Genomic DNA, 12,886 nt, shown 5'->3' with positions numbered 1-12,886 from the left:
AACTTAAACCTTGATACTTTTTTTGTTAATACCGTATTCACGAAGTTTATTAGCAATCGCTGTATGGCTCAATCCAAGTTTTTTGGCTAATTGTCTAGAGCTTGGATATGCCGGATATAACTTACGTAATAAGCTCGCTTCAAATCGTTTTACGGCTTGGTCTAACGATCCTTCAAATTCCTGCTCTAAATAACCAAATTCATTGGTATAACTCGGCAGTTCCAACGCTTCTTTTTCAATAAGATCAGAATCCAACAAGCTTAATGCCCGATAAACCGAATTTTCAAGTTGGCGTGTATTGCCCGGCCAAGGGTAATTTTGTAAATACTCACAACACGACTTGGAAAATGTCGGTGCTTGTTTACCCAGCTCATGGGAAAATCGCTGAACAAAATGTTGCGCCAACGGCAAGATGTCTTGTTTTCGTTCACGCAATGGTGGGATGTGCAAACTTAATACGTTTAAACGATAGTAGAGATCTTCACGGAATGTATGTTCTTGAACCATATTGGCCAAATCTTTTTGAGTGGCACATATTACACGCACGTCCACTTTAACTTCTGTTCTCATCAGCAACACGACGGAAAGTCCCGTCTTGTAAAAAGCGAATTAACTTTGTTTGTAACTCTGCGGACATTTCGCCAACTTCGTCGAGGAAAACCGTTCCACCTTCCGCTTGTTCAAATATGCCACGTTTACCTTCTTCGCCACTACCTGGGTAGGCATTAGCGCCGTAACCAAAAAGTTCAGATTCGGCAACATTGTCTGGCAATGACGCACAACTTAGGGCTAAAAACGACTTTTCATTTCGTTCACTGGCGTCATGACAAGCTCGAGCAATCAGCTCTTTACCTGTACCCGTTTCACCTTGAATAAGTATTGGGGCGTCAAGGTGAGCCATTTTCTTAGCTTCACGAATAACCCGGCGCATACTGGTGCTGTTGGCCAAGATATTGGCAAACGACTCGTTATTGTCGTCTCTAAATGCGTTGATTTGTTGACCTAAGCGACTGTGTGATTTTAAGTTAACCACGGCGCCCGCTAAGCGAACGTTGTTTTCTTCATCTGTGACATTTATCGGCAAAATGTCGGATACAAATTCTTCGTTATTGCCAGTTAACTTTAATGTCTGGCCGACAACTTCTTTGCCTTCTAACCATTTCAAAAAGTTAAACCCTTTAAGCAACCCCTGCACAGGTTGTCCAACAATTTCAGACTCGCTGCGACCTAGGTCAATTAAAGCGGCCTGATTGGCCGTAACCACATTGCCTTTGTTATCTATGGAAATAACGCCATCTGGCAATATTCGCAACAAGGTTACAAGTTCGTTGTGCTCGCGTTCATAAGGCAAAAAGTTTGTGGTTTTAACATCAGTTACCCCATCGACTCGACGGATAGCCGCCATGACTTGCTGAAACGCTTCAAACTCTATTTGTGGAAATGCCACATATAAACATTTAGTCGCTTGATCAAACTCAATACCTTTTAGGTCTATATCGTATTCAACGAGAATGTTTAAAATTTCTTTAGCCAAACCCATACGGTCTTGACACGCAATCTGTAGCCGCATTGTTACTCCAATACTGATAAAACAAAAACGTAATATTTTCGGATTGTAAACGTGAATTGACAACGGAGAAAGAGTTTTATTGCAATTTTGTAAAGAATAAATTCCAAAAAGGTGAACCTAAAGGCTCACCTGACAAATTATGCTGCGCTCTTTGGCGGGAAAGTTGGTGCATACATGCCCAGTTTCATTGCTTCTCGAACCATTTCCATAAGATCCAGTTTTGAAAAATCAAAAAGATCATGAATAGCGTCGATAACAAAATACTTAGGTTGCATGATGTCAATTCGATATGGCGTACGGAATACGTCCAGTATATTCATATCAAATCGCTCAGGTTGCGTTGCGGTTAATGCATAGTCGGTTTCGCTAGGAGACGACAAAATACCACCGCCGTAGATCCGAAGTTCACCGTGTTGTCGCATTAGTCCAAACTCAACAGTGAACCAGTATAACCTCGCCAAAAAGACCCTTTCTTCTTTAGTAGCCTGAAGTCCCAACAATCCATATTTATGGGTAAATTCAGAAAAGTCAGGGTTAGTTAACATTGCACAGTGACCAAATATCTCATGGAAAACATCGGGTTCTTGTAGGTAATCAAAATGTTCACGTCGGCGAATAAATGTCGCAACAGGAAACTTTTTGTCCGCCAACAACTGAAAGAATTTTTCAAAGTTAATCAATGCCGGCACTTCAGCACATTGCCAACCTGTTGTTTCGAGTAAAACTTTACTCACGTCGTTTAATTGCGGAACACGGTCTGTTGGTAACTGTAATTTATCTAAACCGGCAAAAACTCATCACAGGCTTTGCCTTCAATGCACGACATTTGTCGCGCCATTAGTTCTGACCAAATTTGATTTTCTTCGTCTGTCCAATTAATAAAACCGGTTTCGTCCGACTGCTTAGAAACGTAACTTGATTGCTTGCTCATGATTAACTGCACCCTAATACAGTTGCACTTGGTGTTACCATTCGTGCTTCGTTAATTTTGTTTAATGCTTGGTTCAAATCGGCGATTAAGTCGTCTGCGTGCTCTAGCCCAACTGAAATGCGAATAAGGCCATCGCTAATTCCAGCGGCCAAACGCTCCTCTTGGGTATACGGTGAATGTGTCATAGATGCCGGGTGTTGGATTAGAGATTCAGCGTCCCCTAGACTCACGGCTATTGAAAATAATTCGACTGAATTAATAAAATGAGCACCTTCTTCAAGATTTGCATTAAGTTCAAAACCCACAACGCCACCGGCTCCTCGCATTTGTTTACCTAGGTATTGATGCCCAGAATGCGATGGCAATCCCGGATAATAAACTTTTGACACTAATGGATGTTGCTCTAAGAATTCAGCTAACTTCTGACCATTTGTGCAATGACGGTCCATTCTTACTGGCAAGGTTTTCAGACCTCTTAATATTAACCATGCATCGTGTGGGCTAATTGTGCCGCCAATGTCTTTTAGAATTGTTAGTTTAATAGTTTCAATATGCTCAGCGCTGCCAACAATAATTCCCGCAACCACATCACCGTGCCCGTTTAAGTATTTTGTTGCACTGTGGATCACTATGTTGATGCCAAAATCCACCGGGGTTTGAAGCACTGGAGACATAAACGTACTGTCGACAATCGAAATGAGATCGTACTCTAAGCAAAACGCGCCAATTTTAGCCATAGGTCTAACACTTCTAAATTTGGATTGATTGGAGTTTCCGCAAATAACATTTTGGTATTTGGTTTTAATGCGGGCAATAAGTTTGCATCATCGGTCATATCAACAAAGGTAACCTCAATACCAAATTTAGGCAGTTGATGATTAAATAATGCAAATGAACAACCGTAAATGGCTTTTGATACAATTACGTGGTCACCCGCTTGCAGAAAACTCAACACCGCACCTGACACCGCTGCCATACCAGTCGCTGTTGCTGCTGCATCTTCCATTTTTTCCATCGCTGCCATTTTTAATTCAAGCTCGCGCGTGGTTGGATTGCCTAATCTGGTATATATATAGCCTTCTTCTTCACCAGCAAAACGTCTCGCCCCTGCTCCGCGCTTTCAAATACAAAGGTTGAGGTCTGATATAAAGGCGTAGTTAGCGCTCCCTGATGGGCACCTTTCACTTTGCCAGCGTGAATACATAGGGTTTCAATATTATTATTATTCGCTTTGACGCTCATGTTCTGCCTCTAATAAAAACGGCCCAAAACTGGGCAACGCTTTTGTCACATCGATTCAATCGTGATTAAAGTCCGAACTTTGCAAAAAATGAGTAGAGTTAATAATCTAATTTGAAAATAGTTACCTCACCCACTGTAATAATTACGTTACACAACACCTACTATTTATTTTAAATTCAAACACTTACACAAAAAAACACTGCGTCCGGTTAGGTTTTGGCGCTATTTCCATAACAAAAGTCGTTATGCCGAATAACAGGAAAAGTCATGCCGAGTGCAGAGGCCGTTCATAACTCGCTTTTAATTGGCTCATAATTTCAGAACAAAAACGTCATTCCAAAAGAGCGGAGCGATATTTGGAACCTCCAACCAAGTGCAGAGGAAGTTCATAATTCGCTTTTAATTGGCTCAAAAGTCCAGAACAAAAACGTCATTCCAAAAGAGCGGAGCGATATTTGGAACCTCCAACCAAGTGCAGAGGAAGTTCATAATCCAACTTCAATTGGCTCATAGTAACCAGAACAAAAAGTCATTGTTGAGCACAATTAACCAGAAATACCGTCATCCCAAAAGAGCCACGGCGATATTAGGGATCTCCAACCAAGTGCAGAGGAAGTTCATAATTCGCTTTTAATTGCCTCAAAAGTCCAGAACAAAAACGTCATTCCAAAAGAGCGGAGCGATATTTGGAACCTCCAACCAAGTGCAGAGGAAGTTCATAGTTCGCCTTAAATTGGCTCACAGTAACTAGAACAAAAACGTCATTCCAAAAAAGCGGAGCGATATTTGGAACCTCCAACCAAGTGCAGAGGAATGTCATAATTCACTTTTAAATTGGCTCAAAAGTCCAGAACAAAAAACGTCATTCCAAAAGAGCGGAGCGATATTTGGAACCTCCAACCAAGTGCAGAGGAAGTTCATAGTTCGCCTTAAATTGGCTCACAGTAACTAGAACAAAAAACGTCATTCCAAAAAGCGGAGCGATATTTGGAACCTCCAACCAAGTGCAGAGGAAGTTCATAGTTCGCCTTAAATTGGCTCACAGTAACTAGAACAAAAAACGTCATCCCAAAAGAGCCACGGCGATATTAGGGATCTCCAACCAAGTGCAGAGGAATGTCATAATTCACTTTTAAATTGGCTCAAAAGTCCAGAACAAAAAACGTCATCCCAAAAGAGCGGAGCGATATTTGGAACCTCCAACCAAGTGCAGAGGAATGTCATAATTCACTTTTAAATTGGCTCAAAAGTCCAGAACAAAAACGTCATTCCAAAAAAGCGGAGCCATATTTGGAACCTCCAACCAAGTGCAGAGGAATGTCATAATTCACTTTTAAATTGGCTCAAAAGTCCAGAACAAAAACATCATTCCAAAAGAGCGGAGCGATATTTGGAACCTCCAACCAAGTGCAGAGGAAGTTCATAATCCAACTTCAATCAGCTCATAATTCCAGAACAAAAAACGTCATCCCAAAAGAGCCACGGCGATATTAGGGATCTCCAACCAAGTGCAGAGGAAGTTCATAATTCGCTTTTAATTGCCTCAAAAGTCCAGAACAAAAAACGTCATTCCAAAAGAGCGGAGCGATATTTGGAACCTCCAACCAAGTGCAGAGGAATGTCATAATTCACTTTTAAATTGGCTCAAAAGTCCAGAACAAAAAACGTCATCCCAAAAGAGCCACGGCGATATTAGGGATCTCCAACCAAGTGCAGAGGAATGTCATAATTCACTTTTAAATTGGCTCAAAAGTCCAGAACAAAAAACGTCATCCCAAAAAAGCCACGGCGATATTAGGGATCTCCAACCAAGTGCAGAGGAAGTTCATAGTTCGCTTTCAGTTGATGTGACTGAACTTCAGGTACAAAAAAATGGCCCTTAGGCCATTTCTTAAATTGTGAATATTTTGGTTGTTACTACAAACGATTAATTTCTCGTTTCAATGTATATTCATTCGAAGTAACGTAACCTTCCATATTGCGAACTCGGCGTTCGATTCCTTCAAACTGCCTCGCAATGTCTCTAAAAGCTTGTTTTGGTGGTTCTCCTGACTGCCAAACTTTACTTTTAACTTCTACGGCTCGGTCGATATCTTCATTTTCATCAAAACGGTGCCATTGGTCTTGAGCTTGTTTTAAGCCATCCTTGCGTCTTGAAACCGTGCCGTCTTTGTCTAAAATAAACCAACACGCGACATAAGCGATAAAAAAGAACCCGCCTGAGAAGACTAAACCACTAAACCAGACTATTCTGACTAACCATGGTTCCATTCCGGTGTATTCTGCAACACCAGCACAAACGCCGGCTATTTTACCTTTGCTAGGAATACGATTTAGCTGTTTATTTGATTTAGTCATACCCTACTCCTAAGCGTTTTTGTTGCGCCAATCAGGCGCTTCTACGTCTAATATTGACTCTAATGTTTTAACTCGTTCACCCAATATTTCGGCTTTTCGTGCTAACTCATGCAGTTCAACAATTTCGTTCTCATTTAATCCTTACCAACCTGCTTTTTACTTCTGTAATGCATAATTAGCCAAATCGGTGCGACAAAGATCATGAAGATGATAATTGGCGCGATTAAAATTCCGACTACGTCGCTCATAAATTACTCCCCAAAGACTCTATTAGTCTTTCTTCGCTTTTTCATTTTAGCTTTAAGCGCTTCAAGTTCACTGTTCACTTTATCTGACGATTCTAACTCGGCAAACTCGTCTGCTAATGACTTGTTACCTAAATCGTAAGACTCAACTTCAGCTTCCAAATTATCAATTTTACGTTCGTATTGTTCAAATCGAGACAATGCGTCGTTAATTTTGCCACTGTTCAGTTTAGTTTTCACATTCAAACGTGAACTGGCTGTTTTGCCGCGCATCAAGATTGTTTTTTGACGTGCTTTGGCATCTTCAAGTTTAGTTTGCAACTGACCAATTTCATCTTTAAGACGATTAACCTGTTCGTCTAGCGACTCTAAGTCATGGTCTAACATAGCCACGTTTTCTTCACAACGTTGACGTTCAGACAATGCTTGACGAGCAAGGTCTTCGCGGTCTTTAGACAAAGCTAATTCCGCTTTAGACTGCCAATCTGCCGTTTCGGCTTTCAGTCTGTCGATGCGTCTTACCACATCTTTTTGTCGGCTAAAGTGCGTGCTGAAGAAGAGCGAACTTCGACTAACGTGTCTTCCATTTCCTGAATGATCAACCGGACCATTTTTTCCGGATCTTCAGCTTTATCTAAAAGTGAATTAATATTTGCGTTCACAATGTCTGCAAAGCGAGAAAAAATACCCATAATACGTACCTCATTTATAAAGACTTGTTATCAAGTTGGGGTAATACATTCAGATATCCTGCCACTTTTTACAGAAGTTGTAACCCGATGTTTTATAATAATTTTTATTTTCTTTAGGGAAAACTTTAAGTTTTGTTGTTTTTAAAATACACTAACAATTAGTCATTTTAACCAAGTGTTGCATTATGAGCCAATTCAGAAACAAAGATAATCTAATCGGACAAGCCAATAGTTTTTTAGAAGTATTAGAAAAAGTATCGCAACTTGCCCCTTTGAATAAACCTGTTCTTATTATAGGTGAACGGGGAACCGGTAAAGAGTTAATCGCAGCCCGCTTGCATTACCTTTCACAACGTTGGGACCAAAACTACGTTACCCTTAACTGTGCAGCCTTAAATGAGAACCTATTAGAAAGTGAATTGTTTGGTCATGAATCCGGCGCATTTACCGGTGCAGGAAAACGACACGAAGGTCGGTTTGAACGTGCCAACAGCGGTACGTTGTTTTTAGACGAGTTAGCGAACACCTCGGGATTAGTGCAAGAGAAGTTGCTTCGAGTTATAGAATACGGCGAATTTGAACGCGTCGGGGGCACTAAAACAGTAAAAATTGATACACGCTTGGTGTGTGCTACCAATGAAGACTTACCGGCATTAGCTGAGTCGGGTGAGTTTCGCTCTGACTTACTAGACCGTTTAGCGTTTGATGTAATCACCTTGCCTCCACTGCGTGAACGATATGAAGATATTATGGTGCTCGCTGAACATTTTGCCATCTCTATGGTAAAAGAACTGGGTTGGGAGCTATTTAGTGGTTTCTCTCGCCGAGCCAAAGAGTTACTATTAGACTATCATTGGCCTAGTAATGTACGAGAGTTAAAAAACGTGGTTGAACGTAGTGTTTATCGCTCAGCAAATCCCCATGTACCTGTACATGAAATTGTCTTAGACCCATTTGATAGTCCGTATCGTCCTGAAAAACGTATCAAGACACAAGACCGTCAGTCGGCGCCTCAAGTGATTAAAGAAATCGTTAACATATCAGCGAACGATACAGTTGACCAACCCCTGTCGCAACCAAGCCTCAGCACACATTCCCGCTTAATTTCAAAGATGCGAGTCAAGAATTTGAAGTGGATTTAATCACAACCGCCCTTTCTCATTGCCAATACAATCAGAAAAAGACCGCCGAGCAACTTGAAGTCACCTATCATCAATTACGTGGTTATCTTAAAAAATACAATTTATTGGATAAAAATTCCGATGATTAAAGCAGTTTTGGCCCATGTAGTAAAAAGTGGTAATTACAAACGACTGTGGTTGTTATTGTTTTGTAATTTACTAAACGCCTGCGGCCAATACGATGACTCTAAATTAGCAGCTAAAACCTTATTATATTGTAGCGAAGGCTCACCAGAGACTTTTAATCCACAACTTGTAACTTCTGGTACAACAATAGACGCTGTATCCCAGCAAATATACAATCGTTTAGTTAAAATTGATCCCACCAATGGCCGAGTTGTTTCAGACATTGCACGTAAAGTTATCGTTTCTAGCGACGCAATGCGATACCGATTTTACCTACGAAAAGGAGTGGAATTTCACACCACCAATTACTTTACGCCAACACGAACGTTAACCAGTGAAGATGTGTTGTTTACCTTTTCTCGCATATTGCACCAAGACCATCCTTATCACGATGTTGGCGGGGGCCAGTACCCATTTTTTGAAGGCATCGGCCTCAGTGACTTAATTGAACAAATCATCGTGGTAGACGATTTAACTATCGAATTTCGATTAGTTGATCCACAGGCATCCTTCTTAGCGAACATGGCCACGGATTTTGCAGTTATATTGTCGGCTGAGTATGGAGAACAATTGCAAGCAGCTGAAAATAAGGACCAAATTGATACCAAACCAATTGGAACCGGTCCGTTTAAGTTTGTGCAATATGACCGTGACCATCACATTCGCTATCATGCCCACGAAAAATATTGGCAAACCGCCAGCGAATTACAGCAAATCATTTTTGATATCACGCCTAACAACAGTTCACGCTTAGCAAAACTACTAACCGGTGAATGTGATGTTATGGGTTACCCTACGGCGTCTGATGTCGGTTATTTACATAGTAAAAAAGGCATAGATATTGTTGAAACGACGTCTATGAATGTCAGTTACTGGGCTTTTAATACCAATGTACCACCATTTGATAATGCCAATGTGCGCAAAGCGCTAAGCTACATTGTTGACCGAGAAGCTATTATCGACGCCGTTTATTTTGATTTAGCTGAACCCGCAAATAGTTTGGTTCCGCCAACGTCGTGGGCCTATGACAATACAAACTACGTCCGTCCTTTTTCACTTGAGAAAGCCAAAGAGTTGTTAGCTCAAGAAGGCTATGAAGATGGTTTTGAAATGGATATTTGGGCTATGCCTGTTCAACGTGTTTACAATCCAAATGCGGGAAAAATGGCAGAAATTCTTCAGCAAAATTTGGCTAAAATTAACATAACAGCAAACATCATCACCTACGACTGGGGGACCTTTCGTAAGCGATTAGCAAAAGGTGAGCATGATTCGGTATTAATTGGTTGGTTAGCTGACAACTCAGATCCGGACAACTTTTATCGTCCGCTGCTAAGTTGTGCATCGGCTTCTTCTGGCTCAAATCGGAGCGGCTGGTGTAATGATGAATTTGACCGCAATATTATAAGTGCGCTGTCGATAACTGACCACGACACACGAAAGGCCTATTACCAAGCCGCAGAAGCTGTGTTATTCGAACATTCGCCATTGGTTCCAATTGCCCATGCCGTGAGACATAAAGTGCACAGAGATTACATTAAACAGGTTAATATTAACCCTTATGGCGGCATTGATTTTTCAAAAGCCGTTAAGAAGGTGAAATAATGTTTAATTACGTTTATCGCAAAGTTTGGCTACTATTTTTTATTACATTCGCAGTTTTTACGTTTGTATTTTCCCTTAATTATATGTTTCCCGGCGATGTACTAAGTAATATGACCGGCATTGGAGAAATCCCCGCCGAAGAATACACCGAACTAGCTCGTATCTATAAACTCGACCAAAACGTTATTGTTCAATACTTCTATTTCTTAATCCGAATGTTTGACGGTAATTGGGGTCAGTCTTTCACCAATGGCACCAGTATATTTGATCAGGTATTTAACGCCCTACCCGCGACCATTGAACTCGCGACCTTTGCATTAATCTATAGCTTTATCGTTGCAATACCTTTAGGTATTTTAGCGTCGTCAGAGACAAAACCGTGGTTAGATAAATCCATCTTGGCTATGTCGATATTTGGGTTTTCCATGCCTATATTTTGGTTAGCTTTGTTAATGATTTTGGTTTTTTCAATTAATTTAGGCTGGTTTCCCATCTCAGGGCGTCTAAGTTTAGTTTATGACATTCCAACCGTAACCGGGTTTATGATCATCGACATATTGCTGTCTGATGTGAGTTATAAACGCGAAGCCCTAGGTGACGCGGTTAACCACCTAGCAATCCCAACATTTGTTCTTGCTGCTTACCCAACAACCGTCTTGATACGAACAACACGCCAGTCAATGAAAAACGTGATGAACACCAGTTATGTGAAAGCCGCTAGAGCAAAAGGTTTGTCTCATATACAAGTGTTGCGACGACATGGTTTACGAAATGGTTTGTTGCCCGTTATTCAAATGATGGGGCTGCACTTTGGTACTTTGATCACGCTTGCTATGGTCACCGAAGTTATTTTTCCTAGTATGGTGTTGGTTTATGGCTCGTCGATGCAATTCATCAACGTGATTACCCAGCAATACAAGGTGGTATTTTAGCGATGTCAGGGATGGTCTTTGTCGCCACTATCTTATTTGATGTTATTTATATGATTTTTGACCCATTGGCGAGAAGACACGGTTATGGAAAAATTTAGATTTTTTACGAGTCCTAACAACTCGTCGCCAATCCACCAATTATGGCGCTTGTTTAAAAGTAATCACTTTTCTCTCGTTGCAGCTTGGTTATTTTTGTTTTTTATTCTAGTCGCAATATTTGCGCCTATGCTTGCCCCTACTCACCATTTGCACAGCATCCTGAGTCATTGCTCACCCCACCAGCGTGGCACCCAGATGGGACCATAGCGTTTCCGTTTGGAACCGACGCACTAGGCCGAGATATCTTTACTCGGGTATTGTACGGATTAGGGTTTTCATTCGGATTGGCCATAGTTTCTGTTTTTATGGCGCTAACGTTAGGGGTACTCATTGGTGTATTCGCAGGTTTTAGTAAAGGTATTCGCTCTAGTTTTTTAAACCACATTTTGGACATCGCGCTAACAATGCCTTCGTTACTCATTGCCATTGTTATTGTCGCAATATTAGGTCCCGGGATCGCTAATACGTTTTGGGCCGTTGTACTCGCGATGTTACCGCAGTTTATTCATCACATTCGTACTGAAGTCGCAGAGCTCTTAAATAAAGATTTTATTATTGCCTATAAGCTTGATGGCGCCAAACCTTCACATTTATTTTATTACGCTTTGTTACCAAATTTGGTTGAAAACATCATTATATTTTCAACCATGGCGATTTCTTCGGCCATTCTCGACATAGCCGTTTTAGGCTTTATTGGAATTGGCGCACAATCGCCAGAACCAGAACTTGGCACTATGGTGTCGGATAGCTTAGACGTATTTTATTTGAATCCATGGACAGTCATGTTACCGGGTTTATTGCTATTCCTTTGTATTTTATCCACTAACATCGTTGGTGATGGTTTGAGGCATGCGTTAAAAGAACGCCGGCTTCAATAGGGAACCAAATGCGCTTACTTGATATTAGAAATCTTAACATTGAACTAAAGACCAACGACGAAACAATTAAAGCCGTTGAGTCTGCCAATTTCTCCATGAAAATGGGTGAAGTCAGTGGCCTAATTGGTGAATCTGGCTCGGGCAAAAGTTTAATTGCTAAAGCGCTTGTTGGCGTATTAAACAACCGTTGGAATGTCACTGCTGACCGCCTGCATTTTATGGGCGAAGATTTAAACCGAATGACTGAACAAAAGCGACGAAAGATCATTAGCTCCAACATTGCTATTGTCTATCAAGAACCCCGCAGATGTTTAGATCCTACTGCCGATATCTTTTCACAAATGGAAGAGTCACTGCCGGAATATGAGTTTAAAGGCTGGTTTAACGCTAATAAAGTTCATAGGTTAAAACGGTGCATCAACTTGCTTCATAAAGTAGGCATTAAAGATCATAATGCGGTGTTTAATAGCTATCCGCACATGCTATCGGAAGGTGTCTGTCAAAAGATAATGATCGCGATGGCCATTGCCAAAGAACCTAAATTGCTCATTGCAGACGAGCCTACCACCGCGCTGGAAAGCTCAACCTCATTGCAAGTGATTAAGCTGTTAAAAAGCCTTAATCAACTGAAAGACATGGCGATGATTTTTATTACACACAACTTGAGTTCAATCACCAGTTGGGCCGATAGTATTAATGTTATGTACTGTGGCCAATTAATTGAAAGTGGCCCGACAAATAAAGTTTTGTCGTCTCCAAAACATCCCTATACAAAAGCCCTATTTGACAGTGAACCTGATTTTCAGGATCACGAATATAATATTCGCAAAAAATTATATACGCTCAAAGGAACAATTCCTACATTGCAGCATTTACCTATTGGCTGTCGCTTAGGCCCACGTTGTCCCAATGCCCAAAAAGCCTGCGTAACTATGCCAGAACAAGTTAAGTTAAAAGGTCAGTACTTTAGGTGTCACCACCCTTTGATTGGAGACAGCAAATGACGGCTCCGATATTTTCGATTTTG

6 protein-coding genes and 7 pseudogenes are annotated in these 12,886 nt (G+C 41.0%); 7 read left to right on the top strand and 6 right to left on the bottom strand.

Going from position 1 to position 12,886, the window contains the following annotated elements; genetic code table 11:
• Positions 1-3: 3 nt before the first annotated feature.
• The 6 genes and pseudogenes from tyrR to pspA form a co-directional block, all read right to left on the bottom strand.
• Positions 4-1,570 (bottom strand): annotated as a pseudogene (tyrR, locus tag PN838_RS24770) (transcriptional regulator TyrR).
• A 137-nt stretch (positions 1,571-1,707) separates the two neighbouring features.
• Positions 1,708-2,501, bottom strand: a pseudogene (gene phhA, locus PN838_RS24765) (phenylalanine 4-monooxygenase).
• 2 nt (positions 2,502-2,503) lie between these two features.
• Positions 2,504-3,743: pseudogene (locus tag PN838_RS24760) on the bottom strand (trans-sulfuration enzyme family protein).
• Positions 3,744-5,660: 1,917 nt separating this feature from the next.
• Positions 5,661-6,101, bottom strand: coding sequence for an envelope stress response membrane protein PspC (gene pspC / locus PN838_RS24755; RefSeq protein WP_215963135.1), 441 nt, complete (start codon positions 6,099-6,101; stop codon positions 5,661-5,663).
• A gap of 9 nt (positions 6,102-6,110) precedes the next feature.
• Positions 6,111-6,349, bottom strand: a pseudogene (pspB, locus tag PN838_RS24750) (envelope stress response membrane protein PspB).
• Positions 6,350-6,352: 3 nt separating this feature from the next.
• Positions 6,353-7,038: pseudogene (gene pspA, locus PN838_RS24745) on the bottom strand (phage shock protein PspA).
• Between the two features lie 185 nt (positions 7,039-7,223).
• On the opposite strand from pspA, the gene pspF reads away from it, so the two are divergent.
• The 7 genes and pseudogenes from pspF (at position 7,224) to PN838_RS24720 (ending at position 12,863) form a co-directional block, all read left to right on the top strand.
• Positions 7,224-8,180 carry a phage shock protein operon transcriptional activator gene (gene pspF, locus PN838_RS24740; protein ID WP_370661068.1) on the top strand — a complete coding sequence of 319 codons (957 nt, stop codon included), beginning with the start codon at positions 7,224-7,226 and terminating at the stop codon, positions 8,178-8,180.
• Positions 8,147-8,308 (top strand): annotated as a pseudogene (locus PN838_RS27730) (helix-turn-helix domain-containing protein); the annotation flags it as partial. The gene pspF and the pseudogene PN838_RS27730, both read left to right, overlap by 34 nt.
• Positions 8,301-9,950 (top strand): ABC transporter substrate-binding protein, encoded by a 1,650-nt coding sequence (locus tag PN838_RS24735; RefSeq protein WP_272182369.1) that lies wholly within the window; start codon positions 8,301-8,303, stop codon positions 9,948-9,950. The pseudogene PN838_RS27730 and the gene PN838_RS24735, both read left to right, overlap by 8 nt.
• Positions 9,950-10,882 carry an ABC transporter permease gene (locus PN838_RS24730; RefSeq protein ID WP_272182368.1) on the top strand — a complete coding sequence of 311 codons (933 nt, stop codon included), beginning with the start codon at positions 9,950-9,952 and terminating at the stop codon, positions 10,880-10,882. The genes PN838_RS24735 and PN838_RS24730 overlap by 1 nt, the downstream gene beginning before the upstream one ends.
• A gap of 2 nt (positions 10,883-10,884) precedes the next feature.
• Positions 10,885-10,980 (top strand): hypothetical protein, encoded by a 96-nt coding sequence (locus PN838_RS26795; protein ID WP_370661067.1) that lies wholly within the window; start codon positions 10,885-10,887, stop codon positions 10,978-10,980.
• Positions 10,967-11,859 (top strand): annotated as a pseudogene (locus tag PN838_RS27725) (ABC transporter permease subunit). Before PN838_RS26795 ends, PN838_RS27725 begins: the two are co-directional and overlap by 14 nt.
• A gap of 8 nt (positions 11,860-11,867) precedes the next feature.
• Positions 11,868-12,863, top strand: a complete 996-nt coding sequence (locus PN838_RS24720) for an oligopeptide/dipeptide ABC transporter ATP-binding protein (RefSeq protein ID WP_215963141.1) — start codon at positions 11,868-11,870, stop codon at positions 12,861-12,863.
• The last annotated feature ends 23 nt before the right edge of the window (positions 12,864-12,886 follow it).

The sequence above is a fragment of the Psychrosphaera algicola genome (assembly GCF_028401425.1).
Lineage (GTDB): Bacteria > Pseudomonadota > Gammaproteobacteria > Enterobacterales > Alteromonadaceae > Psychrosphaera > Psychrosphaera algicola.
Note: the sequence above shows the minus strand (reverse complement) of the source record. Positions and strands in the feature narration are given on the sequence as shown.

What these genes read in the sequence shown, in the direction of transcription:
- pspC (WP_215963135.1), bottom strand. Translation starts at nt 6,101, where the DNA reads ATGACTAAATCAAATAAACAGCTAAATCGTATTCCTAGCAAAGGTAAA.
- pspF (WP_370661068.1), top strand. Translation starts at nt 7,224, where the DNA reads ATGAGCCAATTCAGAAACAAAGATAATCTAATCGGACAAGCCAATAGT.
- PN838_RS24735 (WP_272182369.1), top strand. Translation starts at nt 8,301, where the DNA reads ATGATTAAAGCAGTTTTGGCCCATGTAGTAAAAAGTGGTAATTACAAA.
- PN838_RS24730 (WP_272182368.1), top strand. Translation starts at nt 9,950, where the DNA reads ATGTTTAATTACGTTTATCGCAAAGTTTGGCTACTATTTTTTATTACA.
- PN838_RS26795 (WP_370661067.1), top strand. Translation starts at nt 10,885, where the DNA reads ATGTCAGGGATGGTCTTTGTCGCCACTATCTTATTTGATGTTATTTAT.
- PN838_RS24720 (WP_215963141.1), top strand. Translation starts at nt 11,868, where the DNA reads ATGCGCTTACTTGATATTAGAAATCTTAACATTGAACTAAAGACCAAC.